Genomic DNA, 26,811 nt, shown 5'->3' on the forward strand with positions numbered 1-26,811 from the left:
CATTTCCCAGCACGGTCGTTAGTGGGAAGGGGCCGGCGGCAGCGGTTCGTGGCGATCGATAAAGGCCGGTCCGCTTCAGGCTCGGTTGAGCCGGGCAGCGATCCCATGGCCGATCAGCAAATACATGGCGGCCGGAAGACCATAATTAAGGGCAACACGTAGACCCTCTGTGTTCATCGTGAAAATGTCCTGCGCCCACCAGGCCAGCCAGTCCGCCGTTTCCCGCACGAACTCGACGAACACATTCGCCTGGTTCGCGTCGAGCAGGAACAACAGGATCCACAGACCGAGCAGACCTGCCGCGATGTCGGCGATCGTGCAGACGGTAATGGCGGCGCGCCGTGTGGCGGCCTGGTGACGTACGGAGCGGTCCGGCCCCGAGGGCTGGTTGTACGTCTGGTATCCGGGAACCGGGTCGATGTTGCTCACAGGAAATCCGATCGACGTAGTGCCATGTCGGCGCGCTCGCTCCAGGTGCCAAAATTCAGCCCGGGTCGTCGCCCCGCTTCTTCCTGCTTCAGCGTTCCGAATGCGCTGCCTGTTACACCGCAGCCCGCGGCGACTCACATATGGCTGTCTATTCAGGTACTTACGCAGATGTTCGCGCACCAGGGCTCATTTCGGGATGGAATGGAGGAGCTCGTTCGGGATGCCAAAACGGCCCCCCGGTCCGGCGTGTGCGCAATTCGTGACCAAGCCATGATGGCGGCAAGTACGTGCCTTCATAAGGGAGTCGGTCTCGCGACCATCTCCGTCCCCCCGTGACAGTTCTGACGTGCGGCACGCTGTGAGGAGTGACCCCCGGCGGGGTCATGGCGCCCGTCCTCCGAGGGGGAGGTACGCGGGCGCCGATATGCAGGGGCAGGCTCGGTTCCCCCCCCCCCCGTGACCGGGTCTGCCCTTGCTCGCTCGCATAGCGCCTACGTCGGGGCATGCGGATACGCCGGGAGCCGTTCGGTGTGAGTGCCTCAGGGTGTGACCGCCCGGTGGCGTCGTTGATCTCTTGGGCGATGGCCCAGGCGATCGCCGTGTCGGTGATCAGCGGGAGGTACGTGCGGTGTTACTCAAAGAGTCGCAGCCCGGGCGGCCGAGGTTGCTCGGATCGCGGGGAGGGATTCCGACCTCTTGGTGGCAGCCGCCATGCTTCATGACGTGGCGTATGTGTTTCCCACTGCCTTTGGGCCGCGCGCCATGAGCTCGGCCGCGGCCTCGGCGGCAGGTTGCTTCTCATGCTCGACGCTCATGGATGTCCTCCTCCTTGATCAGACCGGGTTTCAGGCTCAGGGCGGCAGACCCGGGCATGTGGTGCCGCGGGTCATAGGATGAACTGCTCGACCGCGTTCGCGAAACCCTCCTCCTCGTTGCTCGTCGTAACTCGCCTCGCCGCGCGCTGGACCTCGTGGCTGGCGTTGCCCATCGCGATGGACAGTCCCGAGTGAGCGAACATCAGCACGTCGTTGGGCATGTCGCCGATCGTGGCGATCTGCTCGGGGGAAATCCGGAGCTTGGCGGACCAGTACTTGACGACGCTGCCCTTGTTGGCCTGCGGATGGGTCACATCGAGGTAGTAGGGCTGCGAGCGGGCGGCCGAGACATGCTCGCCGAACCGCGCGCGAGCTGCGACCGCGGCCGCCTCTACGACCTGGTGGTCATCGCTGACCCCGACGATCTTGGCGGCGCCCTGCTCCAGCCCGTCGAAACCGGGAACGAGCGTGGGCGCGAACTGCACCGTCCAGCTCTCGCGATCAACGTGCGGCCCCTTGAGATCGCGGACGTACCAGTCGGCGCCCCGGTAGATCCAGACGCTGAGGCCGAACGACTCCATCAGCGCGACGGCCGGGGCCACCACCTCCATCGGAATGACCTGCTGTTCGACAACGGTCATGTCCGGGTTGACGATGAGACCACCGTTGAAGGCGGCGAGTTCAGTGGCCAGCGCCAGGGGCTCGATGATCATGGACATGCCGCGGGGTGGTCTCCCGCTGGTCACCGCGAAGAGGACGCCGGCGTCGTGGAGCTTGTGGACCGCCTGGACAGTGCGGTCGGTGAGGAGCTTGTCGCTCGTGACCAAAGTGCCGTCGACGTCGGCAAGAAGTAGACGGATCGGTCGGGTTGGCATCACGCCTCCGTAAGCACTGGTCGCGGCAGGTCCGGGTGGGGAAAGGCAACGGCTCATGGATGCGGGGACCTGTGGGACGGGTCCCCGGTCGTCGATTTCCGAAAGTTGCTGGAGGGCACCGTCGCGGCCGGCATCAGTCGCAGTCGCGTCCCTCTCTACGAGGGGAGGCTAATGCCCTTGCAGGCACGCAATGCTTGGATATACCCCTCAGATTTCGATATAACACCTTGAAGGGTGACATGGCGAAGCTCATGTGGGGGCTATCGTTCAAAATTCACACAGCACATTTTGGGCATGTCCTTGAGGGGCGCGCGGTGACGCAGGTAATTCTGGACAAGACGGCCCACGTGCTGGGGGTCGACATCGGTGGGACCGGTATCAACTGGCGGGGGCACGGACCTTTGCCACCCAGGCGCCACCGGAGGTAGCAGGAGGGGCACCCGACAGGTCGGGCTGAAGTATCGGACGTACCGGATTCATCTTCACCCCACCCGGTGTCTGGCCAGTGGACGGGTCTTTGCACCCGAACCGTGGCGCACGAGCGAGTGCCGGGGCTCGATCCATATTCGGATGACCGGAGCACACTGGGAGTATGTCCGGACAAGCGCCCGTGATCGTTCACCCGCCGCAGTCGGACGGCGGACGGCGGGTGACAATCCGCGATGAGTACGTCGGCACGGCGTACCACCTGCTCGACGTGGTGGAGTTCCTACGCCTCGCAGGCCTGCCCGAGGCTGATACGAAGATCGACGACCCGGAGCTGCTCGAATGGCGCGGCGGGGGACCGTCCTACTGGGCTCCGGAAGCGCGCGGCTGAGGTTGTGCGGTTGGGTGTACGTGAGCCCCGCACGAGCGTGTGCGGGGGCTTCGCTGCGCCCCTGTACATGCCCGGGCTAGCCGAGAGACCCTGGTTGGGCAGGCCCATCCGGGCTGAGGGCTGTGCCGTGCAACGCTGCTCCTGCCACGGGGTGCGCAATGCGAGTGGAATTGATCAAACGCGCCGCCGATGTGCTGCTGGACGTCCCCGCCGACGCGCGCAAGGAGATCATCATGCTCATCAGCGCCGCGGCCGAGGCTCCGTTCCCGCCGCCAGGGGCAAAAGCGGCAGCGTTCGGCAATCAGTGCTGGGTCGAGTACACGGCCCGGGGCAACGTGATCGAAGTGATTGACGTCGGGTGTCTCTGCTGACGGAGCTACGCGGCGGCGCTCAGCTCGGTCCAGATGCTTCCACACCTGGTGCAGCGGGCGACGGGGTCCCTCGGGCAGCGTCGGACCGCCCGGGCACGCGCCACCTTGATCGGGAACTCCGCACTGCCGATCCTGCGCGCCGACTACCTCCTGCTGCGCGACGGGCGGTCCGTACGGCCCTACCCGTTCACAACGCTGCTTCGCTGCGACGCGACACTCCCGCCCCGTCGTCCGTGTCCAGTGTGCATCCAAAATCGAACATGCGCTCGCCTGCGGTCACGAACCTCCACAGCCAAGCCAGCTCGGTCGACCCGACCGGGACGGGGAAATCAATGCACTGCGCCCCAGAAACCGCAAATCGAGCGCCACCAAACACCTTCTGCCGGGAACACAATGAAGTGTGTGGGCGTCGCTGCGGCGAGCTGTTTGAGAACACGGCCGTCGGAGGAGGCGCAGCGCTGCGATGCCCATTGTTTCCGCTCCGGGGCCAGGGGCAGGCGGATGAGTGAGTGCCTACGAGAGGACCGACATGAGTGCCGGAGAAAAGGCGAAGGCCAAGACCGAGCAGGTTGTCGGGAAGGCCGTGAGGAAGGTGGCCCGCGCGGTGGGCAGCGAGACCACCGCAGCCAAGGGAGCCGCACTGGAGGCCCGGGGCAAGGCCCGGGACATCAAGGAGAGGTCGAAGGACAGCTTCAGGCGCTGACCACGCCACGTCGTGGGTGGCGCCAGTGCGAGGCCAAGCGGGTTCGTGCGTCCGGTGGTGCGCGGTCGGTCTCGGCGCTGCAACGGCTTGCCCAGCACACATCGCATCGCACCGGCCCGCTCCGGCGCGCACGCGTGCGGTGTCGGCCGTGCTGATCTCCGCAGGCACTCGCCGACTTCGCCCTTCTGCGCCTGGGCCGCCGCGGCAGGTGCGTGTCAAACGTTCTCGTTTCGAGAGCCACCGCACGTGGTTCCGGCCGCCTGCTCGCGCGGCGTCGCGAGACAGCGGCCTACGGCGCGTCGTGCTGTCGCCGCCTCGCTGGTCGCCGCGATGGACGTGACCACCGGCGACGTCCTCACCGAGATCATCGCCCGCAACGACGCGGCGACGTTCACCGCCTTCCTCGACCAACTCGACGCGGTCGTCGCACCAGGCCGGGACATTCACGTCGTGCTGGACAACGGCTCTAACCACACTGTCAAGCACACCAAGAAGTGGCTGGCCGACCACCCGCGCCGGACCGTGCACTGGACCCCGCCGCACGCCTCTGGTTGAACGCAGGTGGACTGTTCTTCTCCGCCCTGACCCGCCGGGTCCTGCGGCACGGAGACTTCCCCGGCCGCGACAACCTCATCGACAAGCTCGACACCTACGTCATCGGGCACAACACCACGGTGAAACCCTATCGCTGGACCTACGACGGCAGCCCACTCAAATCCGCCTGACCAGCATCGACCCGTGGCGTACGCAAGGCGAAGTCCGCCCGTTCACGCCACACGATGCCATCGAAGACCAACAGCTGGACCGAACCGACGTGCGTCGTGACCGGCAGCCGACTCGACAGGTCGGCCTCAACGGCGTCCAACACACTCGGCTCCTGGCCATGCGCCACCGTCAGATGTGGAATGACCTCGGCAAACTGGCCCCCATACGGCGGCGCCTCCGGCCACCGGTCAGCGACCGCCAGGGTGAGCGCCCGGAGCTGATCGTCCGACTCCGGGGCGAGGTAAAGCACCCCGGGGAAGCGACCGCACTCCCGGAAACGAAGATCAAAAGCACTGTGGGATCCGAAGAGTTCGCCCAGGACACCCAAAACTTGATCACCGACGCGGTCCTGGCTCAGAAACGGATAGAGCACCGACACATGCGCCGGGACCCCGGCCCCCACCGACGCGTCGAACCGCTCACGCCAGCTGCCCACGACCGGCTCGGCCTCGGGCACCTCAACGATCAGTGCTGTCTCGCCCGCCCGATACTGACCCGCACTGTCTGCCGCCATGGCGACATGATGCCAGCCAGTCGACCCCCGCCAGCAAGATCACGACCTCCACGACCTCCACGAACTTCTGCGGAGCTGCACCAGTAGGTCGCTTCCCGGGAAGGTCACCACGGGGGAACAGGGTGCGCACCTCCCAGATATCCCGGACATAACAGGGGTGTTCGGGGTGTCAGGCTCCCAGGTACCTCCCAGCTCGTTGGGAGGCACGGCGGGCCTTCGGAGGCGGCAAGGACGGCAGGTGGATCACCGGGTTTCCTGGTGTCCACTCGGGACGGCAAGAGGTCGTGACGCACGATGTGCGAGGCGCCTTAGGATCGGACGGCAGCGGTCGCCACAGTTCTACGGGGGGACAACTTGGAACCAACTGCCATCGGCACCCGGCTGGCCTCGGCTGCGATAGCCCCCCTCGTCAAGAAGCTCTTCGTCACCGAAGGTCCCGGAGCCGGCCTGGTCGACAAGCCGATCCGCATCTCTGGCCACGTCTCGTTCAAAGGCGAGAAGCGGACCCTCACCGCAACCGATGTTCGCGAACTCGCCGCCGAACTCGTCAAACAGGCGTTGCGTGCAGGCGAACACCCCATCCGTGCGGACGAACAGCAGGCCGTCACCGACGCACTCGCCGACACCCTCCAGGCCCTCGGCGAACTGACCATCAGCGATCTCGACGCCGTCCGTCTCGGCCACCAGGCCTTCGCCCGCGACCTGAGGCGTGTGAGCGACAGTCCCGAACGCCATCTCACGGACGACGGCGCGTACTTCTACGAGGCCTTGCTCGACACCGCCTGCCTGCATATCCTCCACTTCTTCACGCAGCGCTCGACCTTCGTCGCGCACACCCTCGTCCGGCAGACCCGCGCGGTCGACGAACTCATACTCAAAGTCGACGAGTTGATGCGTCGCAGCACGCTCCCCGGCGGCGAGGAGGCCGCCTTCGAGCAGGCGTACCTCGGGCGGGTTCAGATGGCGGTGCGGCCGCCGTCGACGGCGACGGTCGCGCCGGTGATGTAGCTGGCCTTCGACGACGCGAGAAAGGCGACGACCTCGGCGATCTCGGCGGGCTCGGCCGCGCGCTTCATTGCGGTGGTCTCGGCGATCGCGTCGTACAGGTAGCGGAAATCGGGCCGGGTGTAGACCGGACCGGGGGCGACGGTGTTGAAGCGGACGCCGCGGCCGCTGTACTCAGCAGTCCAGCTCTGCGTCAGGGATGCCAGCGCGGCCTTGGTCGCGCCGTACGCGGCTGCCGTGGCCAGGCCGAGGCTGCCGGCCATGCTGCCCATGTTGATCACGCTGCCCGACCCCCTTGCCGCCATCGCCGGGGCGAACGCCGCCACGAGGAAGAACGCCGCGCGGACATTGCCGGCGAACATCGCGTCGTAGTCGGAGAGCTTCATCTCCTCGGTCGGCGCCAAGACGGCATGCCCGGCATTGTTGACCAAGACGTCGATCTCACCGACTTCGGCGGCGAGCCGGTCGATGCCGGCCGGATCCGCGAGGTCCGCCTGGATGAACCGGGCCTCGCCGTCGGCCGCGGTGATCTCGTTGACGGTCTCGGCGCCGCGCTCGGCGTTGCGGCCGGTCACGACGACGGACATTCCGTCGGCGGCAAGCCGTTCGGCGACCGCCCGGCCGATGCCGGAGGTGGCCCCGGTGACCAGTGCGGTGAGGGGGCGCAGGTTGAGTTCTTCGTGCTCCACAGACATGGGCAGCTCCTTCCCGGAATTGTTGTCCGGACCGGTCTGTCCGGCAACCGGCGGCGAAGCCCGGACGCCGGTCGGCGCCGATCTCGCGTCGCCGAGGCAGCGCGATCTCCTCGGCCCCGACCCGCCCGGGCGGTACCTGCTCGGGGGGCGGGCGTGATCGGCCGGCCTCGGGCGGCGCCGTGGCGGATGCGACGGGCGGGGAGGGCCGTTCGCATCGCGTGGGAGTATCTGGCGCTATGAGGGCGTCCCCTTCGGTACGGAGCTTGCGCGCGGGGGTGTTCGCCGTGCTGTGCGTGTTGCTGGCTTCCGGGGGCCATGCGCTGGCGACGGGTGCGGCGCCACCGGTGTGGGTGCAGGCCGTCGGGTTCGTGCCCGTCTTCGCGGGCGGCTGCCTGCTGGGCGGCCGGGAGAGGTCGCTGGCCGGTATCGGTGGCGGGACGCTCGCGGCCCAGGGCGGGCTGCACGTCGTGTCTGACGCCGGACGGCCTCATGCCGTGATGGGCATGCACACCCTGCAAGTCCTGCGTGTGGCCCCTCAGCATGCGTTGACGCCTCACGCCACCGCGGTCCATATCGCGGCGGCCGTCTTCGTGACCTGGTGGCTGCGACGCGGCGAGGCTGCGTTGTGGACCCTGCTACGCCGGGCGGTCGCGTGGGTGCCGGGACTGGTGGGCCGGTGGCACGTGCGGAGAGTGCCGTGTGTCGCACCGGTTGCAGTGGGCTTCACACACGGGATCGCAGGTGAGCTTCGGCCGACGCGGCAGGTGCTGCTGCGGCATGCCGTCCACCGTCGAGGACCGCCCACAGGGATCCCGTACGCGCCCTGAATCCACCGATCCCAGTACGGAGTTCCATTCATGTCCTCGACACGCACCGCCCTGCGCCGGGCAGGCACCCTTACCGCCCTCGCGACTGCCGGCGTCCTGACCGCCGCGGGCTCCGCTTTCGCGCACGTCACCGTCCACCCCGACAGCTACGCCAAGGGCGCCGCGGACGGTGTCCTCACCTTCCGCGTGCCCAATGAGGAGGACACTGCCGACACCACCGAGGTGCAGGTCTTCCTCCCCACCGACCACCCGGTCCTGGGCGTACTCGTCACCCCTCAGGACGGCTGGACCGCGAAGGTGACGACCACCAGGCTCAAGACCCCCGTCAAGACCGACGACGGGACCATCACCGACGCCGTCTCCCGGATCACCTGGTCCGGCGGACGGATCCGGTCCGGCGAGTACCACGACTTCGATGTCGCTTTCGGCCAGTTGCCGGACGACACCGATCAGTTGGGCTTCAAGACGCTGCAGACCTACTCCGACGGCAAGGTCGTCCGCTGGATCGAGGAGACGCAGAAGGGCGGGGAGGAGCCGGAGAGCCCGGTGCCCGTCCTCAAGCTCACCGCCAGGACCACGGGTGACGAGAACGCGCCCATGACCGCCTCGTCCTCGGAGCCGAAGGCCACGGCCGAGGCGTCGAGCAGCGACTCGACCGCACGTGGCCTCGGCATTGCCGGGCTTGTCGTGGGCGTTCTGGGGCTTGTCGCAGCCGGGATGGCCATCGCTCGCGGCCGCAGCGCCCGCTCCTCCTAGCCGCCGCGCGCAAGCACGCTCCCGTCGGCGTCGAGTTCCGTCGACGGGACCGTGCTGCCGTCTATCACCGACGCCGAACGCGCAGCGGCCCTGGGGAACTGCGCAATCGGACCCGCAACGGCGGCGCCGACCGAGTACGCAACCGCGACAGCGCGGCCGGCCGGCCCAGTGGCCACCTGCGCAGTCCCCGGCGTGGTGCTACGGTGCCGTCCGAACCGGCGGGCAGGGGGAGTGCGCGTGGAGTGGGGGACATTGATCGCGACGCTGGGCGGCGCCGTGATCGCGATATCCGGGACCGTTCTGGCCGATCGTCTGCGCACGCGGCAGGAGGTCGACCGCGGCCTCGGCGCGCGGCGCCGCGAGGCGTACATCGATTTCATCGCTGCCGCGGGCGCCGCGCATACGCAGCTGCGCGGGCTCGCGCAGGGCCCTGATGCCGCTACCGACCTGGAGTCGGCCAGCCGCGCCGCCTTGACCGACGCCAGGCTCTACGAGGTACGGGAGAGGCTGTTCATCGAGGCCAGCGCGACGGTTGCCGGCGCTGGCCAGGCGATGTTCGAGCAGCTACGTGCACTGCGCAGCGCCGTCGCCGCAGGCGCGCCTGTCTCCTCGCCCGCCCTCCATGACGCCTACCACCCGTACATCGCGAGCGTGTGGGCGTACCGGGTCGCGGTCCGCGACGAACTGGAGGGGCGGTCCCTGTCACCCGCCGTCTTCGGCTGGCACGCCTGGGACGGCAAGGAGCGATGCCCCCTGTGCGGAGACCTGGCGGGCACGGGCTGACCCGTGTCCCCAGGGGTGGCACACGGCGACCACCATTTGCGAGGTCGCCGTGACCGACACCCGGGAAGCCGCACGGTCCGTCGTCGCCCAGATCGAGGGCCAGGTGCTGTTCGCCGAGCTCCACAACGACACCCACCGGCTCAGCCCCCTGTGGCCGAACTGCCTGGCCCTGCTCGGTGCTCGCGCGCCGCAGGAGGCACTGGCCGGCAGCTGATAGCCACACGCCGGGCGCGGCGGGCAGCACCAGGGGCTGAACGGTGGGCGACAAGGGGCGTCAAGAGCGATCGGTCCGGACCGGCGCGGATTCTGCCGGTGCGGACTGCCATCCGGGGACGGTGCTGCGCACAACGGCCATGTGGTGCGGGAAGCCGATCCGCAGGACGGCGGCGGCACCGGCGGCGGCGAGGACCACCAGGGCGGCCAGGATCAGGGCCTGGTGGTAGCCGTGGTGAAGCAGTGGGGTGACGACCAGTGGGCCGAGGATCTGGCCTACCGAGTAGCCGGCGGTCAGCAGTGCGACTGAGCGGGGGAACTGCAGGTGGGTTCCTGCAGCCAGGGCGATGGTGCTGACGCCGAGGAACGTCGCGCCGAACAGCAGCGCGGAGAACAAGGCGGCCGTCACGCCGCCGATCAGTGCGGGGAGGGCGATGCCGACCGCCTGGATGACGAGGGCGGCGCACAACAGGTCGGGGCGGGACCAGCGTCGGCCCAGCCAGGCCCACAGCGCCGAGGACGGTACGGCGGCCAGACCGACGAGCACCCAGGCGCCGCTGCCTGCCCAGCCCGGGGAGCTCTGCTCGATCGCGGCGACCAGGAACGTGCCGGCGACGATGTAGCCGATGCCCTCCAGGGTGTAGGCGGCGAACAGGGCCGTGAACCAGCGGTGCGTGCGCGGACCCGGCCGGCGGGCGGTCCCCGTCGTGGAGCTGACGTTGGATGCGGGCGTGCCCTCGGGACGCAGATTCCACGAAACAGCGGCGAAGACGGCAGCGAGTCCGGCCGAGGCCCACCAGGCGGCCCGCCAGTCGGCGACGGAGCGCAGGACGAGAACGAGCAGACCCGACAGAGCGATGCCTGCGCCGACTCCACCGAATGCCCAGCCGGGCAGGTGAACGGGGTGTTCTCGCAGGTGGCTGAGGACCGAGCTGACGGCGACGACGAAGATCAGGGCGCTGGCCAGGCCGGCCAGCAGGCGCAGCACGATCCACACGGTGGTGCTGTGTGTGGCGGGCATGCCGGCGAGGCTGCCGGTCAGGACGATCAGGGAACCGCGCAGGACTGCGGGTGAGCGGACCAGCGTGGGCAGCGCGATGCCCAGGAGTGCGCCGACGAGGTAGCCGACGTAGTTGGCGGTGGCCAGGTTCGCGCCTGCAGCGGAGGACAGCCCTGCCTGGGTGTGCATCAGAGGAAGGATCGGGGTGTAGACGAAGCGGCCGACCCCCATGCCCGCGGCGAGCGCCGCGGCGGCTTGCGCGACGTGGGTCCAAGGCGAGTGGAACGGCCCGCTGGATCGGGCGGAGAAGCGGCGCTGGGTGCGCAAGCTCATGATGAAGTCCTCGAGGGGCCGTGCGCGTATGCGGGGCGGGGCGCGGCTCATTGCTGCGGCCGCGTGACGGCGGCGGTCAATGACGGAAGGGAGTCTGCGGTCACGGCGTGACGTCGGTGCGGCCCGGGTCATTGGGGTGGGACTCGAGCGCGGTGACGTCGAGCGACATCCAGGAGCGCAGCGGCAGCGTGCCGAGAACCTTCTCGTGGAGCTCGTCCTCGTCGGCGGCCCGCCAGATACCGATGCTGCGCAGCTCGCCCACCGGGCGCCACAGCCGGGCCAGGTGGCCGGTGGCGGCCAGTTCCCTGGCGCGGACGGCTTCGGCGGCGCGACGCCGGTCGACCTCGTCCTGGGTGGTGCCCTCGGGGATGGTGGTGGTGATCTCGACCAGGAACTCGCGCATGACTCTGCTCCGTTCGGTGGGCGCCCGGTTCGCGCCGGCACGCCACGGGTGTGGACGGTTTCCACGTGGCCATCGTGTACCTGCCACGAGGGCCGACGCCACGACCGGCATCCTCGATGCTTGTAGGCGCAGCCTCTCACCGGACGTAGCATGGCGGGCGTGGAGTTGCGTCAACTGCGGTACTTCGTTGCCGTCGCCGAGGAACTGAACTTCGGCCGGGCCGCCGAGCGGCTCCTGATCGCCGGGCCTTCGCTTTCCCAGCAGATCAAAGTGCTCGAACGCGACCTCGGCGTGACGCTGTTCGACCGTGACCGCCGCTCGGTGTCCCTCACCCCGGCTGGGGCGGCCCTTCTTCCGCATACCCGCGCCCTGCTGGAACGGGCTGACGACCTCCAGCGCCGAGCCGGCCGGCTGTCCGGAGCGGAGCGGGTCCGGCTCGGCTACGTCAACTGGCTCCCGGCGGACCTGGTCGCCCGCACGCCCGTGGTGGCCCAGCTCCACATCGATGCGTGGATCGCGCCCTCCCACACGCAGGCCGCCCGGGTCGCCGACGGCAGCCTGGACCTTGCGGTGTGCTGGGGGCGGACCAAGGACCTGGAACAGCGCGGTCTCCAAGCACGGCTGATCGGCGCCGACCGGCTCTACGCCGTCGCCACCGGCGATGACACCAGCGACGTACTCGCCCGGGACACCGACGTGCTCCTCGACGACGACACCACCTCCTGGTCGTCCTGGAACGACTACGCCGAACAATTGGCCCGCGATACCGGGGCCCACGCTGTACGCATCTCCGACGGCGGCATCACCGGCTCCGCCTTCTTCGACCACGTCCGCCGCAGTGGCCGCCCGGTCATCAACTCGCCCAAGGGGCAGTCCGCACAGCTACCGCCCGACCTGGTCCAACGCCCGGTCCGTGGGCCAAAGGTGTACTGGCCCTGGTTCCTGGTCTGGCGTGGCAGCGAGGCCCGTCCAGCGGTACGTGCCGTCGTCGACGCGCTCTGCGAGGGCATCGATGACCTGGGAATCGACGCCCCGGGCGCCTGGCGGCCCGACAGCGGCGCACACTGGCAGTAGGCAGCTTCGCTCCTCCGGCGAACCGGCGTCGGCCCGGCCCGACGCCGGGCCCGCCCGGGCTGAGAGGCTGCGCCTACCAGTAATGAGGAAGCCGGTCCTTGGATTGACGCCGGTGCTCGTTGACTCTTTCTCGACCGGTCGTCTACCTTTTCATAGGCGACCGGTCGGTTAGTCAATCGGTCGGAACACATCCCGTATGGAGAAGATCATCATGAGCACTCAGGGCCAGAAGGTCGCAGTCATCACCGGCGCGTCGCAGGGCATCGGGGCCGGCCTCGTCGAGGCCTACCGCAAGCTCGGCTACGGCGTCGTCGCCACCTCGCGGACTGTCGCCGAGTCGCAGGACGCGGACGTCGTCACCGTCCAGGGCGACATCGCCGACCCCGCCACCGCCGAACGCGTCATCGCCGCCGCCGTCGAGCGGTTCGGCCGTGTCGACACCCTGGTCAACAACGCGGGCATCTTCCTCGCCAAGCCCTTCCACGAGTACACCCAGGACGACTACGCCGCGGCGACCGGCGTGAACCTGCTCGGGTTCTTCCGCATCACCCAGCTGGCCATCGAGCACATGCTCGCCCAGGGCGGCGGACACATCGTCAACATCACCACCAGCCTGGTCGACCACGCCGACTCCAACGTCCCCTCCGTACTCGCCTCGCTGACCAAGGGCGGCCTGCAGTCCGCCACCAAGTCCCTCGCCATCGAGTACGCCAAGCGTGGCATCCGCACCAACGCCGTCTCTCCGGGCATCATCAAGACCCCCATGCACGCCGAGGAGACCCACGAGTGGCTCGCCGGACTGCACCCGGTCGGCCGGATCGGCGAACTCAGCGACATCGTGGACGCGGTCATCTACCTGGAGAACGCCCCGTTCGTCACCGGCGAGATCCTCCACGTCGACGGCGGCCAGAGCGCGGGCCGCTGACCCGAAAGCACCTCTGCCGCCTCCCTCGTTGCCTGCTGGGCAGGGCCCATCGTGCGGTGCTCGCGGTCGAGCAGGGCGCGCCGAGGCCGTGTTCGGACAGCCCATGTCAGGGTCGAAGCCGATGCCCTCGTGGTGCAGGCCACGAGGGGGCCGGCTGACACTTGAGCACCCCCACCCCGCTCCTTCGTCGGCCCGGCCATGCTCTCGGCGCCGATGCGGGCAGTCCCGGTCATCACTGTTCCCGGGTCCGGCGCCGATATGGATGCCGATACCGACAAGGTGGCAAAGGAAGAACGATGGACATCGAAGGGTCAGTTGCCCTGGTAACGGGCGGCAATCGTGGCATCGGCCGCGCGTTCGCTCGCGCGCTGATCGCTCATGGCGCAGCCAAGGTCTATGCAGGTGCCCGCGATCCGGCCAGTGTGGTCGACCGGGACGTCATCCCACTGCGTCTGGATGTGACCGAGCCCGAGGAGATCGCCGAGGCCGCAGCCGTAGCGGGTGACGTGACCATCGTCATCAACAACGCGGGTATCGGAGGCGCAAGCACCAAGCTCCTGGACGGCGCTTTCGACGGTGCGCGCCAGGCGATGGAGGTCAACTACTTCGGCACCTGGGCCGTTTCTCGGGCGTTCGCCCCGATCCTGGCCCGAAACGGCGGCGGTGCACTGGTGAACATGTTGTCGGTGGCGTCCTGGGTCGGGCAGCCACTGTTCCCCGGATATGCGGCTGCCAAGGCGGCGCAGTGGTCGTTGACGGACGCACTGAGGCAGGGCCTGCACGAACAGGGGACCCTGGTGGTAGGGGTGCACGCCGGTTTCGTGGACACGGACCTCAGTGCCTGGACGGACAGACCGAAGATCAGTGCGGCCGACGTGGCCGAGCAGACCGTACGGGCCCTGGCCGACGACCGGGTCGAAGTCCTCGCCGACGAGGAAACCAGGCGGGTCAAGGCCGCCCTGTCGCAGCCCCCCAGCGCCGAACCTCACATCTGACGTGTCGTGTCGGCCGGTGCGCGGTGGGGGCGCCCGCCTCTGGACCTCGCCTTCGTGGACGAGGTGGTGCCGCCACCGACCGTGCAGACGGTGGCGTGCGTCCTGAGGGACAGCGGCACCGGACCCGCACCACCGGGAGCGGGGGCAGGCTCATCGCCGGCGCCGACGCGCCTTGTGAGGCACCGAGTTCGACGCAGTAGGCGCGGGTGACGTTTCCGTTGGGTCCACGTCCCCCACCGAGCGCCGGAGAAGAACCAACCGGCCGGGACAGGCTGGCGGCATGCCACGGCCGAACCCGTGGCCGACATCGTGGCCCGCCCGGGCAGGAAGCCCTGGGCCCCGATTCCACCCGACAGGAGAACCCTGATGAACAGCACGACAGACAGCGAAGCGATCCTGCGCGGTGTCCTCGACCAGTGGAAAGCAGCCGTCGACGGGCACGAACCGCAGCGGGTCGCCTCCCACTTCACCGAGGATGCGATCTTCCAGGGCCTGCGCCCCTACAGCATCGGACGGCAGGGCGTCGCCGACTACTACGATTCCCAACCCCTCGGGATGACGGCTGCGTATCGGATTCTCGAAACCAGGCAGCTCGCCGACGGCCTCGTGCTCGGTTATCTGAGCGTCGACTTCTCGTTCACCGACCGGCCCACAGTGGGCGTCAACCTCGGCGTACTGGTGAAGCGCGTTGAGGACCGCTGGTACATCAGTCACTACCAGGTATCCCGACTCGCTTAGTTTCTCCCGATTCCGAAGGCAGAGGCACCGCAGAGGCTTGCGGTGCCTGTGCCTTCCGGGCGGGGCCGCACCTCATGCAGGGTGGCCACAACCGGTCAGCGGATGCGTGTGCTGTCGGTGAAGGCCCCGGAGTGGCTCCGTACGAAGTCGCGGAAGCTCAGCGGGGGGTGTCCGGTGATCAGCTCCACGTCGTCGGTGGCTCGGTCGTACCTGTTCGCGGCGTGGAGGCGCGCCATCGTGGAGAGGTGCTCGCCGACGTACTCGGGCAGCCCCAGAGGGGTGAGCTTGGTGCGCACCCATTCCTCGTAGGGGACGTCGACATAGGTGATGTCTCGGCCCAGCGCGTCGGTGAGTTCTTCCGCGATGGCTGTCATGTCGCGGGAGCGCTCTCCGGTCAGGGCGTAGGTGCGGCCCACGTGTGCGTCCGGCGTGGCAAGGACGGTGGCCGCTACCTCGGCCACGTCCTGGGCGGCGACCGGGGAGGTACGGCCCGATCCGAAGGGAAGCCGGATGGTGTCGTCCTGCGCGACGCCGCCGGCCATGACCATCAGGAAGATCGGGTTCTCCATGAACACCGTGGGCCTGATGTGGGTCACCGGGAGGCCGGACCAGTTGAGGGTCTGTTCGGCGAGCCAGTGCTGACGCTGTTGCCTGGATTCGCTGGTGCTGACCAGTGTCATCTGGGAGACCGTCAGCTGGGACATGTTGACGAAGACCTCGAGATGCCCGTGGTCCAGGGCGGCTGCTGCCGCGGTCACAGTCGCCTCCAGATAGGAGGGGGAGACGCCCAGTCCGAAGTACACCCGGCGACAGCCGTCGAGCGCCCGGGCGACGTCGGCCGCGCGCGTCAGATCGCCCACGGCGACGTCCGCCCCCAGGTCGCGGAGCTCGGCGGCACGCTCGTCGTCCCGGTGCACGAATGCGCGAACCGGCAGACCGTCGCCGCGTAGGCGTTCCACCACCATTCGGCCGATGTCGCCGGCAGCGCCTGTCACGAGGGTCATGGCGGCTTCGGATGAGGGGATCGAGGGTCGGTGCACCATGGGCGTGATCCTGCCGGTCGGCAGTGGCCGACTGTGGGAAGCCCTGCCGAGCACACCAGAATGGAGCAGCGGTGCAACGAGTCACGGCAGATCCTCCGCCGACGGGGGAGACGACGTGAGAACGCCGCGCCGACGTCCCTGCGGAGCGGCGCGCCACCTCGTGCCGGGCGCCGCTGCAGTGCGGGGCCGCTCGTAGGGTGACGTGCGTGATCGTTCGTGAGGGCGCAGGGAATGCAGGCGGTGGCCGTTGGCGGCCGGGCTATTCGGCTGCGGCAGTGGTGTTCGCCATCGGGATGGCCGGGACCACGCTGCCCACACCGTTGTACGGGCTCTACCAGGAACAGATCGGGTTCTCCGAGCTGTTGGTGACCGTGATCTTCGCCGTGTACGCCGTCGCGGTCATCACCGTGCTTCTGGTGGCGGGAAACTACTCCGACGAGGTCGGCCGCCGACCTGTGCTGCTGTGCGCGATGGCTGTGTCGGCCGCGAGCGCGGGATGCTTCCTCCTGCAGAACGGCCTGCCCCTGCTCTTCGCAGGGCGACTGCTGTCCGGCTGCGCGGCCGGCCTGCTGAGCGGCGCGGCAACAGCGGCCGTCATCGAGCTGGCGGGTCCCGGGCAGAAGGCACGTGCCGGTTTCGCCGCCACTGCGGCGAACATGGGTGGTCTGGGCTGCGGGCCACTGCTCTCCGGCCTCCTCGCGCAGTACACGCCCTGGCCGCTGATGCTGCCGTTCTGGGTCCACCTGGGGCTGGTGGCCGTGGCCACGGGAATCACCTGGTTCCTGCCGGAGACCGTGGTGGAGCCGAAGAGTTGGCCGCCTCTGACGCCGCAGGGCGTCACGGTGCCGCCCGAAGTGAAGGGTGTGTTCACGCCCGCCGCGCTGGCGGCGTTCGCCGGCTTCGCGCTTCTCGGGCTGTTCACGGCGGTCGCGACGAGCTTTGTCTCGCAGACGCTGGGTGTGCACAACCTGGCTGTCTCCGGCGCCGTGGTTTTCTCCGTGTTTCTCGCTTCGACCGCCGGGCAGTCCTTGACTCAACGGATCGGCGCGCGCCTCGCGCTCCCCTTGGGGTGCGGCATTCTCGTCGTGGGGCTGCTGCTGGTGGCGTCGTCACTGATCGCCGAATCCATGCTGCTGCTCGTCCTGGGCGCCCTGTTCGGCGGCACCGGCCAGGGACTGGCCTTTCGCGCCGCACTTACCCAGGTCAGCAGTGCTGCCCCGGCACAGCATCGTGGCGGCACCATTTCGGCGTTCTTCGTCGTCGCCTACGCCGGGATCTCGGTGCCGGTGGTCGGGGTCGGTGCCATGGCCACATGGCTCGGGCTACGCCAAGCCGGGCTGATCTTCACGGGCTGCGTGATGCTGCTGGCGGCGGGCGCGGGAGCCTACGCTGCACGCAGGTCGCCGGCCGGGGGCGTGATCGGTCGCGAGTGAAGGCCGCGAGTGAAGGCCGCGAGTCCCGCCGTCGGGGAGCTCGGACACAAGTGGGCGGCCTGGCCGGGGGAGCTTCGGGGGTCTTCGAGCGTCGTCCGTGCCGTCAAGACACCAGCAGTGGGCGTCGACTGGTGGGTGTGCGCCGACACTTCGATGCTGAATGGACGCTGCTTCCCTTGGCAGGGGCGCGAGTCCGGGGGCCGTGACCCCGGCTGCGGTGCGTCTGTGCGTCTGTGCGCCACGAAGTGGGGGTGTGCCGTCGGTGGCTGCGGGAACGGCTGTCGTCGGCAGGCCGGTCGCGGGGACGTGGCCTGCGGTTCTTCGCCCGGTGGGTCTTGTTCGGGTGCTGGTCGCCCGGGACTTGCTGGGCGACCGTGGTGCTTCGTCGGGCCGGATCAGTAGGCCGAGTTGACGTTGTCGATCGAGCCGTAGCGGTGCGCGGCGTAGTTGGCGGAGGCCGTGATGTTGGCGACCGGGTCGTAGATGTTCGTCGAGGTGCCGGCGACGTGGTACGCGTTGAAGGTGGGGTCGATGACCTGCATCAGGCCCTTGGACGGGATGCCCTTCATGGCGTTGGAGTCCCAGTTGTTGATGGCGTTGGGGTTGCCGGAGGACTCGCGCATCAGGTTCTTGTGGATGCCCTCGTAGGTGGCCGGGATGCCCTGCTTGTGCAGAATCTCCAGCGACTGCTTGATCCAGGTGTCGACGTTGCCGCCGGACTGGGCGGGGGCGGGGGCGGGGGTGGCGGCCGAGGCGGCCGGGGCGCTGACGACGGTGCCGGCCATGACGGCGGCGCCGGCTGCGACCATGCCCAGCGAGATCTTCTTGGTCTTGGTCATGCGGGCGAACTTCGTGGGCATCGCGGTGATCTGCACGTGGTAATTCCTGTTCTGTCGGGGGGTGATGCCAAGAATTGTTAATCGGAAGGGAATCCCGGGTCAATGACCGCCTCTTACTACTGCGATTAGTACCAAGTGCGGAAAATGATTGGAGAAGGGCCTTTACGGCCGGGGAGCGGGCCTCGATGGTCTACTATTCGGCTTCAGAGTGACGCCCGTCATATGGCCCACCCCACACGGCAAATGCCTCAAATCGGCATAAGAGTGACGCAGGTCATGTGGCCTGTGTCATATCGAGGGCGTCCAATTCACTCACCGTAATTCTTTATATGCATTCCGTATTGGCAGTGGGGAGGTGCGGGTTATTCGCGCGAACCGGCGGAAAATTCTGGCCTTTGGGCGTGCGCGACCGATCCGGTGGCGGCACACCACGCGGACGGTGCGACAGGACTGATTCGGAGTTGCGCGGTCGCGCGCATGGGCGGGCCCGGAGGCGGCTGGGAAAACCGAGCGGGAGAGGACGGGCCCGCATCGGTACCGCAGGGACGGGGGCTGCGATGGCCCCCTGAGCCCGTTACGGGGTGAACGCCGACTATCCAGTACGCCGAGGGCCGGGGCCTGGCCTGCGCGCTACAGGGCGAAGGGCGAGATGACCGTCCATGCAGAGGCCACCGGGACCCTCTCAGTGGTTCCCGTCGGCGTAGGGGGCGTGAGGACGGGCCTCAGTGGCGATGACAGCCGCCTGGATGCGGCGTTCCACACCCAGCTTGGCGAGCAGCCGCGAAATGTGGTTCTTCACGGTCTTCTCCGAGAGGAAGAGCTGCTTGCCGATTTGACGGTTCGTCATCCCCTCGCCGATCAGGTCCAGGATCTCGCGCTCGCGCGGGGACAGCCCCGAAAGGGCGTCGTCCGCAGCACAGGCAGGGGTGTCGTCGTGACGGAGCGTCCTCATCAAACGTGTGGTGGTGGCGGGATCGAGCATGGACTGGCCCGATGCGACGGCCCGCACCGCGGAGACAAGGTCTGATCCCTTGATCTGCTTCAGCACGTATCCGGCGGCGCCGGCCATGATCGCGTCCAGCAGCGCGTCGTCGTCGTCGAACGAGGTGAGCATCAGACAGGCCAGGCCGGGCATGCGGGATCGCAGTTCTCGGCAGACGGTGATGCCGTCGCCGTCCGGCAGACGTACATCCAGAACTGCTACGTCCGGTCGTAGCGCGGGCCCGCGGGCGAGCGCATGGTCGGCGGTGCCGGCTTCACCGACGACCACGATGTCCGGCTCGGTGTCGAGCAGATCACGCAGGCCCCGGCGTACGACTTCGTGATCGTCGAGCAGGAACACCTTGATGGGTGCTGATTCCGAGAACTGGGGTGCGTCATCCATGATTGCCCCTTGCCCGCTCGTGCGTTCCGGCCCCTGGAGCCTTGCCCACAATCTTCCCGGCGGCGCCGGCGCCGTACGACTCATCGCCGTGTGCCGTGGAGCCTGCGTTCTCCCCGACGGGACGGCCGGGTTCCCATTCAACATCGACAATGGCCGGTACCGCGTGCACCGGCCCGGAGTCCTCCTCCTGCGGGCCCAATTCCACTCTCGCTCTCCGGCCGGCTTCTCCGATTGGGCCGGTGCACCCGTTCTGGGTACCGACCGGCCCATGCATGTCGGCGGCACTCCGGCACAGGATGGCAGTGGAAGGGCGCTACGGAGCAACGCGCACCAGGGAGCGATCGCGATGAAGGCATTCGTTTTCCACGGGCCGGGCAAGAGTTCCTGGGACGAGGTACCGGACCCGGATATCGAGGACGCGTCGGACGCCATTGTCCGAGTAGGCACGACAACGATCTGCGGCACCGATCTGCACATCCTCAAAGGCGACCTGCCCGAGGTGACGCCGGGCCGGGTGCTCGGCCACGAGGCCGTCGGGGAAGTCGTAGAGGTGGGTGACGATGTGCGGACGGTCCGTCCCGGGGACCGGGTGCTGGTGTCCTGCATCTCCTCGTGCGGTCGTTGCCGCTTCTGCCGCGAGCAGCGGTACGGGCAGTGCCGGGGCGGTGGCGGATGGGTACTGGGACACCTGACCGACGGCACGCAGGCGGAGTACGTACGCATCCCGTACGCCGACCTGTCCGTGTACCCGCTACCCGCCACGGTGGACGACAAGGAGGGCGTCCTGCTCTCCGACATCCTGCCCACCGCCTATGAGGTGGGGGTGCTCAACGGCGGCGTCCGCCCGGGCGACACCGTGGTCATCGTCGGTGCCGGCCCGGTCGGGCTGGCCGCCATCGCCACCGCACGGCTGTACTCCCCGGGGCGGATCATCGTCGTGGACCTGGCGCAGTCCCGGCTGGAGGCGGCACGTGCGCTCGGGGCGGACGCCGTGGTGAACGCGGGAGAGGATCCTCAGCAACTCGTCGAAGACCTCACCGAAGGCCTCGGGGCCGATGCGGCCATCGAAGCGGTCGGCGTGCCGGACAGCTTCGAACTGTGCACGAGGGTGGTCCGCCCGGGTGGGCGTGTGGCAAACGTCGGGGTGCACGGCAAGCCCGCAGACCTCCACCTGGAGGATCTGTGGATCAAGGATGTGACGATCACGACGGGGCTCGTGGACACCTACTCCACGCCCGTCCTGCTGCGCATGCTGACCGCCGGTCGGCTGTCCACGGGCTCGCTGGTGACGCACCACTTCGATCTCGCCCAGATGGAGGAGGCGTACGACGTGTTTGCTGCCGCAGCCGAGACCGGCGCGCTCAAGGTGGTGCTGGGCGGGGTGCAGCACGACGTCGTCGATGTGCCCGCATGACGGCACGGCGGGCGTGACGGCGCGGGGGACGTCCTCGACCGAGGACGTCCCCCTGTCGTTTCGTCACTACTGCGAGTCACTGGGGCTGCGGCACCACTGCGACCGGACAGTGTGCATGGTGGAGTGCCGCGTGGGCCGTACGGCCGATCTGCAGGCCGACGCGCCCGTGCCGGCGCGGTGCTCCCACGACGAGGAGGTCGGCGGCGGCGGAGCGGTGTACGAGCACCTGATGGGCCGGCCCTTCGACCGTGGAGCGGCGTACGGCGACATCGGGATGTTTGCCGACGAACGGTCCGAGAGCCTGATCGAGCTCCGTCTCCGCGCGCATCTCGCGGGAGATGCCAGGGGCGCTCGTGTCGCGCCGGAGACCGGTTCCCTCGTACCCCGGGCGACGCCAGGAGCGTACGGCGTCGATCTCACATTTCCGGGCGGCGGCCTCCCGGAACGCGAACGCGACGGCAGCCCTTCCCCGTGAGGGGTCGGCCACACCGAGGAGAATGCGGCCGTGCGCGCCGACTGTTCCTGCGGCGTCGCCGCGCACCACGACGACGGGGCAGTGGGCGCGGGCCGCCACGGCCAGACTCACCGAGCCCAGCAGGAGCTCCTTGAGCTGGCCGCGGCCCCTTGAACCCGTGACCAGCATCGTGGCCCTGTGCCCCTCGTCCAGCAGCGCGGTGACCGTGTCCTGCGCCAGCACCTCGGCTGTCACCCTCACCTCGGGGTTACGGACTGCGGCACGTGCGGCTGCATCGGTCACGATGCTGTCTGCAAGCACTTGCTCGGAGGGGCGTTCGAGGCTCTGTTGCAGGCTCGCCGCCTCGTAACGTTCCCATCGGGAGACGTACACGAGTCGCAGCGGGAGCCCGTGACGGGCCGCCTCGTCCGCAGCCCAGTCGACTGCCCGGAGACTGGAATCCGATCCGTCGACGCCCACGACCAGGGGCAGCTCCATCGTCCCCACCGCCTTTCCTCCCACGGCCGGAAGAACCCCGTGTCGCCACCGTGACACCCGCACGGGACCGGCGGGAGGGGCGATCGGTCCCCAATGGGGGACATTCGGCCCTACGCGAGCAGCAGTTGCCCGGAGCGGTGGCCGCAGCACCGACGGATGAGGCCGCCCCGCTCGGCGGCGAGTCGGGCTGCCCGCTGTGCCGCCCAAATCCTTACGAGAAATCGCTGTCGTCGTGCGCCCGCCAGGGCTTACGTGACGGCCCTTAGGGCCGGTCGGTCCCCCCGGTCACCCCCGGACAGCCCCTGCGGGCCACCGGGTAACCGGTGGAAACTGGTACCAGGTCCGTCGGAGGAGGCGTCGAGACGGCCGGGACCGACAAGAGATCCATGCGCTTCTCGCCACCTCACCGACGAAGAATGCCGCCCCTGCGGAGGAGACCCGATCATGACCTCTCCGACCATGCGGTCGCTCGGCCCCGAGCACCGCGACCGGCTCATGCACTTCGCCACGGAAGTGGCGTTCCCCGAAGGGACACGCATCTTCGAGGAAGGACAGAGCGCCGACCACTTCTGGATCGTGCGGACCGGCACGGTCACTCTCGACTTCTCTGTGCCGGGGCGCCCCCCGGCGGTCATCGAGTCCCTCGGCCATGGTGAACTCATCGGCTGGTCCTGGCTGTTCAGCCCCTACGTGTGGCAGCTGGGAGCAGAGGCGATGACACTGGTGCGTGCGTATGAGCTGGACGCGGCTCAGGTACGCCAGGCGTGCCAGGCGGATCCCGAGCTGGCCACTGCCGTGGCTCTGTGGGTCGCACGGGTGGTGGCCCACCGGTTGCAGTCCACCAGGGCCCGGCTGCTCGACCTGTACGCCCCGCACGGAAGCGGGCTGACCGACGGCACCTGAGCCGTCGCCCCGGCCGAGCGGACCGCCCACCTGGGGCTGAAGCGTGCCGGAGATCGTGTACAACAGCCGATGGCCTCACCGGCGGGAACGGGGCGCGCTCGCGGTCGGATCATGGTGCGGGAACGGTGATGACGGGGCAGTGCGCCCGGTGCAGCAGACCATGAACCACCGAGCCGAGCCGCATGCCCGTGTATCCGCCCTGCCCTCGTCGGCCGACCACGACAGCGAGGGCGCCCTCGGAGGCCCGGGCGAGCTCTTCCACGGGGTGCCCGCGCGTCACCTCATGGGTGACGTGAACGTCCGGATACTCGGCGGACGGCCCGGCGACCGCCTCGGACAGCAGCTTGAGCCGCTCCGGCTCCGCCGAAGCCGGCTCCCTGAAAGAGACCATGGACGGCTGCCGGACCAGCAGGGCACGGAGCTCGGCGCCACGCAGGTCGGCCTCTTCGAAGGCGAAAGCCACAGCTGCGTCCGACGCCGGGCTGCCGTCGACTCCGACGACCACGTGGGGCGGCTGCTCGGAGATCTGCTCGGGCTCTCGCACCACGACGACCGGACAGGGCGCCTGCGCACTGACCGGCACGGTCACCGAGCCGGCGCTCAGGAATTCCGCGAGGCGGCCCAGCCCGCGCGTTCCCAGCACGATCATGCGGGCCTGTCGGCTGTGCCTGCAGAGCAGCGGGGCGGGCATTCCGTCCAGCAGCTCGGTGACCACCTCGAGGTCGGCGTGCCGTTCGTGGATACGGGCTGCCGCCTGTGCGAGCGAGTCGCCTCCGTGGGCGCGCAGGGCGAGATGCTGTGCGGTGTTGTCCACGTGGTGGCCGTGGTGCGTCGGAGGGACGGCAAGCAGGAGCCGCACGGTCAGCCCTCTGCGGTGGGCCTCGTCGGCTGCCCAGACGAGCGGCAGGTGGAACGGTCTGTTCAGGTCGACACCGACGAGCACTTCGGAGTGGTCCAGGTTGCTGGTCATGACTTCTCCTGTTCCGATTCTGCGGCCCCACCGGCACGCGGGACGAGCAGGACCGGGCAGTGGGCATGGTGGAGCACAGCATGGGTGACCCGTGCCAGCGACGGCCCGATGAGGCGGTGACCCCGCCCGCCGGCCATGACCAGCAGGTCGGCGTCGCGTGACGCCTCGACCAGCACACCGGCCGTCGAGTTGCCCTTCTCCACATCCGTCGTCACGGTCAGGCCGGGGAACTCCTCACGGATCCGGTCGGCGACCGTCGAGACCTCGCCGGAGCGCCGGTGGGCGATCTCGTCGACGTCATCCATCAGAGGGGCGACGAGGCCCACGTACTGGAGTACGTTCCAGACGCTCAGCATGCGCAGGGAGGCTTTGCGCAGTTCGGCTGCCCGTGCCGCGTGGCGGACACAGTCCAGGTCTGCTGCGCCGCGCACGGCGGCCAGCACGACACCCGCCCGCGCGCGCTGCCCGTCGTCGCGGACCACGACAACGGGTACCTCGCTGTCCGCTGCCACCTGCAGTCCGACGGAGCCGAGCAGCAACGCGGAGAACCCGCCCAGTCCGCGGCTGCCGACAACGATGGTGCCGTCCGTTCCGGCCGCCGAGCGCAGGCTCGCCGCCGGCTTGCTGCGGCTGAATTCGGTCGTGACCTCGACACCGGGACAGTGCCGCGTGACCTCGGCTGCCGCCTTCTCCAGCAGCTCCCGTCCGGCGTTCCCTATCCGGTCCAGCGTCTCGACGGATGTGTGCGCGGCCCGGTTCTCGGTGTCTGCGCCATGGACGATACGCAGCGGGCTCTCTCTCCGTGCCGCTTCAGCGGCCGCCCACAGGAGTGCGGAACCGGCAGCGGCCGAACCATCGGTGCCGACCACGACCACCCCGTATCGCGGAGGGCCGGAAGCGTTGCTCGTCATCATTCCTCCTTGCCACGTCGGGGCATCCTTCACGTTGCCACCACGGCCTTGCGGCGGACGAGGGCCGGAGGGGCCCGGGTGAGGGCCGAAGGTCCCCTGACCGCTGCGCGGCGCGAAGGCCGTACCGGGCGCGTTGCTCAGCCGTCCGCTTCCGTGCCGGACAGCGGCACCCGCCACACGATCCTGGTTCCTCCACCGGACGGGGCGTCCTGACGGAACACGCCTCCCAGTGCGACGGCTCGCTCTTCCATGTTGTGCAGTCCACTTCGCGCAGCTCCTGGCGGGACGCCCACGCCGTCGTCGGTGACGGTCAGTGTCACCTTGCCTGCGGCCGCCTCGACGTGCACGTCGACGTTGCGAGCGGCGGCATGACGGGCGGCGTTGCTCAGCGCCTCCCCCAGGACCGCGATGAGGGGACCGGAGACCGCCGGCGGCACCTCGGCGTCGATGGAACCCTCCACCCTCAGTGTGGGTCGGAAACCCAGCGAGGGCGCCGCGGCCTCGATGGCCGCAGTCACCTGCCTCGTCACTGCGTGGGCCCGCCAGCCGCCTTCGTGGGTCCGCAGACCGAAGATCGTCGACCTGATGACCTTGATGGTGTCGTCGAGATCGTTCACAGCCCGTTCCAGGCGCTCCGCGGACTCCGGGTGCTGCACGAATTTGAGTGCACTCTGCAACGTCATACCGGTCGCGAACAGCCGTTGGATGGCAAGGTCGTGCAGATCCCGGGCGATCCGGTCCCGGTCCTCGAGCAGCGCGATCTGCTCGGCGTCACTGCGTCGATCGGCGACTTCCATGGCCAGGCCCGCCTGTACGGCATAGCCCGCCAGCGGCGAGATCTCAGGGGGCCGGAACTCCGGTCGGCCGGAGCTCCGGGCGAGCAGCAGGACCCCGCGCACGCTCCCGCGCTGTCCGATGGGCACCGCCACCGCCGGCCCCAGCCCCCTGTACCGTGACGCGTCCTGCCCCAGCCGCGGATCATGCTCGAGATCACTGCTGACCACCGGCTCCGCCGCCTCGAACGCCGCTCCGACGAAGCTCTCCCCGGGCCCCGGATTTTCGCACCGCAGCGGGCTGTCGGCGTCGACGGTGAGAGCGTTGCGCAGCCGCCCTCCGTCACCCGAGGGCACGGCTATCACCCCGAACTCCGCCGAGACGATCTTCCTGGCGCGTTCGATGATCACCTTCATGACTTCGGCGCCGGACGCTCCTGACAGCAGAATGCTGGTCACCTCGGCGCTCGCTGCGTTCCACTGTTCGCGTTGCCGGGCCTCCTCGTAGAGCCGCGCATTCTCGATCGCCACTCCTGCTGCGACCGCGAGGGTGGACAGCACCGCCTCGTCCTCGGCGTCGAACTCCCTCGCGCTGCGTTTCTCGGTGAGGTAGAGGTTGCCGAAGACCTCTTCCCGGACCCGGATCGGCACACCCAGGAACGAGTGCATCGGTGGGTGATGGGCCGGGAAGCCGTAGGAGGACGGATGATCGGAGAGCTCCGCCAGCCGGAGCGGCGCCGGATGCCGGATCAGCTCTCCGAGAATGCCGTGCCCACTGGGCAGGGATCCGATCCGCTCCCGCTGCTCGGCGTCGACGCCGATCGTGAGGAACTCCGAGAGCCGGTCCTCGTTGCTGATCACTCCCAGCGCGCCGTACCTGGCGTCCACCAGCTCGACAGCGGCCTCCACGATTCCGCGCAGTACCTGGGCGAGGTCCAGTTCCCTCCCGACCGAGAGAACTGCCTCGAGCAGACTGTGCAGGCTGTCCCGCGTTCCGCGTACGGCACTGATACGGACCTCCAGCTCGCGGAGAAGCTCGTCCAGAGGGAACAGCGCGAGGCCCTCGGCACCCGCCGCATGCTCTTCGCTCACCGCGACACCATCCCCTCCGGTCCGGTTGGCGCCCACCTCTCACGATAGGACCGCGGAGGAG

At 68.8% G+C, this 26,811-nt stretch carries 29 protein-coding genes and 2 pseudogenes; 18 read left to right on the forward strand and 13 right to left on the reverse strand.

What is annotated here, in order from left to right:
* Positions 1 to 75: 75 nt before the first annotated feature.
* The gene (locus OHA88_RS39640) at positions 76 to 429 is read right to left on the reverse strand and encodes a hypothetical protein (RefSeq protein WP_328629088.1); all 354 of its coding nucleotides are present in this window, start codon (positions 427 to 429) and stop codon (positions 76 to 78) included.
* A gap of 651 nt (positions 430 to 1,080) precedes the next feature.
* Between OHA88_RS39640 and OHA88_RS39645 the strand changes: the two are divergent.
* Positions 1,081 to 1,326 (forward strand): annotated as a pseudogene (locus tag OHA88_RS39645) (hypothetical protein); the annotation flags it as partial.
* On the opposite strand, the gene OHA88_RS39650 reads toward OHA88_RS39645, so the two are convergent.
* Positions 1,316 to 2,119 (reverse strand): Cof-type HAD-IIB family hydrolase, encoded by an 804-nt coding sequence (locus OHA88_RS39650; RefSeq protein WP_328629089.1) that lies wholly within the window; start codon positions 2,117 to 2,119, stop codon positions 1,316 to 1,318. The pseudogene OHA88_RS39645 and the gene OHA88_RS39650 sit on opposite strands and share 11 nt — an antisense overlap.
* Positions 2,120 to 2,711: 592 nt before the next feature.
* Here OHA88_RS39650 and OHA88_RS39655 point away from each other — a divergent pair.
* From OHA88_RS39655 to OHA88_RS39675, 5 genes are all read left to right on the forward strand, one after another.
* Positions 2,712 to 2,936 carry a hypothetical protein gene (locus tag OHA88_RS39655; RefSeq protein ID WP_328629090.1) on the forward strand — a complete coding sequence of 75 codons (225 nt, stop codon included), beginning with the start codon at positions 2,712 to 2,714 and terminating at the stop codon, positions 2,934 to 2,936.
* Between the two features lie 164 nt (positions 2,937 to 3,100).
* Positions 3,101 to 3,307 carry a hypothetical protein gene (locus OHA88_RS39660; protein ID WP_328629909.1) on the forward strand — a complete coding sequence of 69 codons (207 nt, stop codon included), beginning with the start codon at positions 3,101 to 3,103 and terminating at the stop codon, positions 3,305 to 3,307.
* 529 nt (positions 3,308 to 3,836) lie between these two features.
* Positions 3,837 to 4,010, forward strand: coding sequence for a hypothetical protein (locus OHA88_RS39665; RefSeq protein WP_328629091.1), 174 nt, complete (start codon positions 3,837 to 3,839; stop codon positions 4,008 to 4,010).
* A 246-nt stretch (positions 4,011 to 4,256) separates the two neighbouring features.
* Complete coding sequence (locus OHA88_RS39670; protein WP_328629092.1) at positions 4,257 to 4,565, forward strand: transposase; 309 nt, start codon at positions 4,257 to 4,259, stop codon at positions 4,563 to 4,565.
* Positions 4,562 to 4,735, forward strand: coding sequence for a hypothetical protein (locus tag OHA88_RS39675; RefSeq protein WP_328629093.1), 174 nt, complete (start codon positions 4,562 to 4,564; stop codon positions 4,733 to 4,735). The genes OHA88_RS39670 and OHA88_RS39675 overlap by 4 nt, the downstream gene beginning before the upstream one ends.
* Here the strand turns inward: OHA88_RS39675 and OHA88_RS39680 are convergent.
* Complete coding sequence (locus tag OHA88_RS39680; protein ID WP_328629094.1) at positions 4,705 to 5,289, reverse strand: 2'-5' RNA ligase family protein; 585 nt, start codon at positions 5,287 to 5,289, stop codon at positions 4,705 to 4,707. The genes OHA88_RS39675 and OHA88_RS39680 overlap by 31 nt on opposite strands.
* Before the next feature lie 354 nt (positions 5,290 to 5,643).
* Between OHA88_RS39680 and OHA88_RS39685 the strand changes: the two genes are divergently transcribed.
* A complete protein-coding gene (locus tag OHA88_RS39685) occupies positions 5,644 to 6,297 on the forward strand; it encodes an NACHT N-terminal Helical domain 1-containing protein (RefSeq protein WP_328629095.1) in 654 nt (217 codons plus the stop codon).
* On the opposite strand, the gene OHA88_RS39690 is transcribed toward OHA88_RS39685, so the two are convergent.
* Complete coding sequence (locus tag OHA88_RS39690) at positions 6,246 to 6,989, reverse strand: SDR family NAD(P)-dependent oxidoreductase (protein ID WP_328629096.1); 744 nt, start codon at positions 6,987 to 6,989, stop codon at positions 6,246 to 6,248. The genes OHA88_RS39685 and OHA88_RS39690 overlap by 52 nt on opposite strands.
* 236 nt (positions 6,990 to 7,225) lie before the next feature.
* Between OHA88_RS39690 and OHA88_RS39695 the strand changes: the two genes are divergently transcribed.
* The 4 genes and pseudogenes from OHA88_RS39695 to OHA88_RS39710 form a co-directional block, all read left to right on the forward strand.
* Positions 7,226 to 7,816 (forward strand): hypothetical protein, encoded by a 591-nt coding sequence (locus OHA88_RS39695; protein WP_443044331.1) that lies wholly within the window; start codon positions 7,226 to 7,228, stop codon positions 7,814 to 7,816.
* 30 nt (positions 7,817 to 7,846) lie between these two features.
* Positions 7,847 to 8,572 carry a YcnI family copper-binding membrane protein gene (locus tag OHA88_RS39700; protein WP_328629098.1) on the forward strand — a complete coding sequence of 242 codons (726 nt, stop codon included), beginning with the start codon at positions 7,847 to 7,849 and terminating at the stop codon, positions 8,570 to 8,572.
* A gap of 237 nt (positions 8,573 to 8,809) precedes the next feature.
* Positions 8,810 to 9,355 (forward strand): CchlQ, encoded by a 546-nt coding sequence (locus OHA88_RS39705; protein ID WP_328629099.1) that lies wholly within the window; start codon positions 8,810 to 8,812, stop codon positions 9,353 to 9,355.
* Between the two features lie 40 nt (positions 9,356 to 9,395).
* A pseudogene (locus OHA88_RS39710) lies at positions 9,396 to 9,569 on the forward strand (TetR/AcrR family transcriptional regulator); the annotation flags it as partial.
* Between the two features lie 60 nt (positions 9,570 to 9,629).
* Here the strand turns inward: OHA88_RS39710 and OHA88_RS39715 are convergent.
* Both OHA88_RS39715 and OHA88_RS39720 read right to left on the reverse strand, forming a co-directional pair.
* Positions 9,630 to 10,901 carry a YbfB/YjiJ family MFS transporter gene (locus tag OHA88_RS39715; RefSeq protein ID WP_443044332.1) on the reverse strand — a complete coding sequence of 424 codons (1,272 nt, stop codon included), beginning with the start codon at positions 10,899 to 10,901 and terminating at the stop codon, positions 9,630 to 9,632.
* Positions 10,902 to 11,001: 100 nt separating this feature from the next.
* Complete coding sequence (locus OHA88_RS39720; protein WP_267006932.1) at positions 11,002 to 11,304, reverse strand: muconolactone Delta-isomerase family protein; 303 nt, start codon at positions 11,302 to 11,304, stop codon at positions 11,002 to 11,004.
* A 150-nt stretch (positions 11,305 to 11,454) separates the two neighbouring features.
* Here OHA88_RS39720 and OHA88_RS39725 point away from each other — a divergent pair, with 150 nt between their 5' ends.
* The 4 genes from OHA88_RS39725 to OHA88_RS39740 all read left to right on the forward strand — a co-directional run bounded on the left by OHA88_RS39725 (position 11,455) and on the right by OHA88_RS39740 (position 15,036).
* Entirely contained in the window at positions 11,455 to 12,378 is a 924-nt protein-coding gene (locus tag OHA88_RS39725) for a LysR family transcriptional regulator (protein ID WP_328629100.1), read from the forward strand.
* Between the two features lie 211 nt (positions 12,379 to 12,589).
* Complete coding sequence (locus OHA88_RS39730) at positions 12,590 to 13,303, forward strand: SDR family NAD(P)-dependent oxidoreductase (protein ID WP_328629101.1); 714 nt, start codon at positions 12,590 to 12,592, stop codon at positions 13,301 to 13,303.
* A gap of 296 nt (positions 13,304 to 13,599) precedes the next feature.
* Positions 13,600 to 14,298, forward strand: a complete 699-nt coding sequence (locus tag OHA88_RS39735; protein WP_328629102.1) for an SDR family oxidoreductase — start codon at positions 13,600 to 13,602, stop codon at positions 14,296 to 14,298.
* A gap of 366 nt (positions 14,299 to 14,664) precedes the next feature.
* Positions 14,665 to 15,036: a YybH family protein gene (locus OHA88_RS39740; protein WP_326601798.1), complete on the forward strand. Its 372-nt coding sequence runs from the start codon at positions 14,665 to 14,667 to the stop codon at positions 15,034 to 15,036.
* 95 nt (positions 15,037 to 15,131) lie between these two features.
* Here OHA88_RS39740 and OHA88_RS39745 read toward each other — a convergent pair whose 3' ends face one another.
* Positions 15,132 to 16,040 (reverse strand): NAD(P)H-binding protein, encoded by a 909-nt coding sequence (locus OHA88_RS39745; protein ID WP_328629103.1) that lies wholly within the window; start codon positions 16,038 to 16,040, stop codon positions 15,132 to 15,134.
* 245 nt (positions 16,041 to 16,285) lie between these two features.
* Between OHA88_RS39745 and OHA88_RS39750 the strand changes: the two genes are divergently transcribed.
* Entirely contained in the window at positions 16,286 to 17,512 is a 1,227-nt protein-coding gene (locus tag OHA88_RS39750) for an MFS transporter (RefSeq protein WP_425901086.1), read from the forward strand.
* 395 nt (positions 17,513 to 17,907) lie between these two features.
* Here OHA88_RS39750 and OHA88_RS39755 read toward each other — a convergent pair whose 3' ends face one another.
* On the reverse strand, positions 17,908 to 18,372 hold the full coding sequence (locus OHA88_RS39755) for a transglycosylase SLT domain-containing protein (RefSeq protein WP_443044363.1): 465 nt from the start codon (positions 18,370 to 18,372) through the stop codon (positions 17,908 to 17,910).
* Positions 18,373 to 19,033: 661 nt separating this feature from the next.
* Positions 19,034 to 19,735, reverse strand: a complete 702-nt coding sequence (locus tag OHA88_RS39760) for a response regulator (protein ID WP_267006938.1) — start codon at positions 19,733 to 19,735, stop codon at positions 19,034 to 19,036.
* A 346-nt stretch (positions 19,736 to 20,081) separates the two neighbouring features.
* Between OHA88_RS39760 and OHA88_RS39765 the strand changes: the two genes are divergently transcribed.
* Positions 20,082 to 21,149 (forward strand): zinc-dependent alcohol dehydrogenase family protein, encoded by a 1,068-nt coding sequence (locus OHA88_RS39765; protein WP_328629104.1) that lies wholly within the window; start codon positions 20,082 to 20,084, stop codon positions 21,147 to 21,149.
* A 76-nt stretch (positions 21,150 to 21,225) separates the two neighbouring features.
* On the opposite strand, the gene OHA88_RS39770 is transcribed toward OHA88_RS39765, so the two are convergent.
* Positions 21,226 to 22,101: a universal stress protein gene (locus OHA88_RS39770; RefSeq protein ID WP_326632877.1), complete on the reverse strand. Its 876-nt coding sequence runs from the start codon at positions 22,099 to 22,101 to the stop codon at positions 21,226 to 21,228.
* 444 nt (positions 22,102 to 22,545) lie between these two features.
* Between OHA88_RS39770 and OHA88_RS39775 the strand changes: the two genes are divergently transcribed.
* Complete coding sequence (locus OHA88_RS39775; RefSeq protein ID WP_328629105.1) at positions 22,546 to 23,004, forward strand: Crp/Fnr family transcriptional regulator; 459 nt, start codon at positions 22,546 to 22,548, stop codon at positions 23,002 to 23,004.
* A gap of 109 nt (positions 23,005 to 23,113) precedes the next feature.
* Here OHA88_RS39775 and OHA88_RS39780 read toward each other — a convergent pair whose 3' ends face one another.
* The 3 genes from OHA88_RS39780 to OHA88_RS39790 form a co-directional block, all read right to left on the reverse strand.
* On the reverse strand, positions 23,114 to 23,974 hold the full coding sequence (locus tag OHA88_RS39780) for a universal stress protein (RefSeq protein WP_328629106.1): 861 nt from the start codon (positions 23,972 to 23,974) through the stop codon (positions 23,114 to 23,116).
* Positions 23,971 to 24,885 (reverse strand): universal stress protein, encoded by a 915-nt coding sequence (locus tag OHA88_RS39785; RefSeq protein ID WP_328629107.1) that lies wholly within the window; start codon positions 24,883 to 24,885, stop codon positions 23,971 to 23,973. The genes OHA88_RS39780 and OHA88_RS39785 overlap by 4 nt, the downstream gene beginning before the upstream one ends.
* A gap of 137 nt (positions 24,886 to 25,022) precedes the next feature.
* Complete coding sequence (locus OHA88_RS39790) at positions 25,023 to 26,750, reverse strand: sensor histidine kinase (RefSeq protein WP_328629108.1); 1,728 nt, start codon at positions 26,748 to 26,750, stop codon at positions 25,023 to 25,025.
* Between the last annotated feature and the right edge of the window lie 61 nt (positions 26,751 to 26,811).

This window comes from Streptomyces sp. NBC_00353 (assembly GCF_036108815.1).
Taxonomy (GTDB): domain Bacteria; phylum Actinomycetota; class Actinomycetes; order Streptomycetales; family Streptomycetaceae; genus Streptomyces.

Excerpts from the sequence above, each read along its gene's own strand:
- OHA88_RS39650 (WP_328629089.1), bottom strand. The coding sequence starts at position 2,119 with ATGCCAACCCGACCGATCCGTCTACTTCTTGCCGACGTCGACGGCACT.
- OHA88_RS39655 (WP_328629090.1), top strand. The coding sequence starts at position 2,712 with ATGTCCGGACAAGCGCCCGTGATCGTTCACCCGCCGCAGTCGGACGGC.
- OHA88_RS39665 (WP_328629091.1), top strand. The coding sequence starts at position 3,837 with ATGAGTGCCGGAGAAAAGGCGAAGGCCAAGACCGAGCAGGTTGTCGGG.
- OHA88_RS39680 (WP_328629094.1), bottom strand. The coding sequence starts at position 5,289 with ATGGCGGCAGACAGTGCGGGTCAGTATCGGGCGGGCGAGACAGCACTG.
- OHA88_RS39690 (WP_328629096.1), bottom strand. The coding sequence starts at position 6,989 with ATGTCTGTGGAGCACGAAGAACTCAACCTGCGCCCCCTCACCGCACTG.
- OHA88_RS39695 (WP_443044331.1), top strand. The coding sequence starts at position 7,226 with ATGAGGGCGTCCCCTTCGGTACGGAGCTTGCGCGCGGGGGTGTTCGCC.
- OHA88_RS39700 (WP_328629098.1), top strand. The coding sequence starts at position 7,847 with ATGTCCTCGACACGCACCGCCCTGCGCCGGGCAGGCACCCTTACCGCC.
- OHA88_RS39715 (WP_443044332.1), bottom strand. The coding sequence starts at position 10,901 with ATGAGCTTGCGCACCCAGCGCCGCTTCTCCGCCCGATCCAGCGGGCCG.
- OHA88_RS39720 (WP_267006932.1), bottom strand. The coding sequence starts at position 11,304 with ATGCGCGAGTTCCTGGTCGAGATCACCACCACCATCCCCGAGGGCACC.
- OHA88_RS39725 (WP_328629100.1), top strand. The coding sequence starts at position 11,455 with ATGGCGGGCGTGGAGTTGCGTCAACTGCGGTACTTCGTTGCCGTCGCC.
- OHA88_RS39730 (WP_328629101.1), top strand. The coding sequence starts at position 12,590 with ATGAGCACTCAGGGCCAGAAGGTCGCAGTCATCACCGGCGCGTCGCAG.
- OHA88_RS39735 (WP_328629102.1), top strand. The coding sequence starts at position 13,600 with ATGGACATCGAAGGGTCAGTTGCCCTGGTAACGGGCGGCAATCGTGGC.
- OHA88_RS39740 (WP_326601798.1), top strand. The coding sequence starts at position 14,665 with ATGAACAGCACGACAGACAGCGAAGCGATCCTGCGCGGTGTCCTCGAC.
- OHA88_RS39745 (WP_328629103.1), bottom strand. The coding sequence starts at position 16,040 with ATGACCCTCGTGACAGGCGCTGCCGGCGACATCGGCCGAATGGTGGTG.
- OHA88_RS39755 (WP_443044363.1), bottom strand. The coding sequence starts at position 18,372 with ATGCCCACGAAGTTCGCCCGCATGACCAAGACCAAGAAGATCTCGCTG.
- OHA88_RS39760 (WP_267006938.1), bottom strand. The coding sequence starts at position 19,735 with ATGGATGACGCACCCCAGTTCTCGGAATCAGCACCCATCAAGGTGTTC.
- OHA88_RS39765 (WP_328629104.1), top strand. The coding sequence starts at position 20,082 with ATGAAGGCATTCGTTTTCCACGGGCCGGGCAAGAGTTCCTGGGACGAG.
- OHA88_RS39770 (WP_326632877.1), bottom strand. The coding sequence starts at position 22,101 with ATGGAGCTGCCCCTGGTCGTGGGCGTCGACGGATCGGATTCCAGTCTC.
- OHA88_RS39775 (WP_328629105.1), top strand. The coding sequence starts at position 22,546 with ATGACCTCTCCGACCATGCGGTCGCTCGGCCCCGAGCACCGCGACCGG.
- OHA88_RS39780 (WP_328629106.1), bottom strand. The coding sequence starts at position 23,974 with ATGACCAGCAACCTGGACCACTCCGAAGTGCTCGTCGGTGTCGACCTG.
- OHA88_RS39785 (WP_328629107.1), bottom strand. The coding sequence starts at position 24,885 with ATGACGAGCAACGCTTCCGGCCCTCCGCGATACGGGGTGGTCGTGGTC.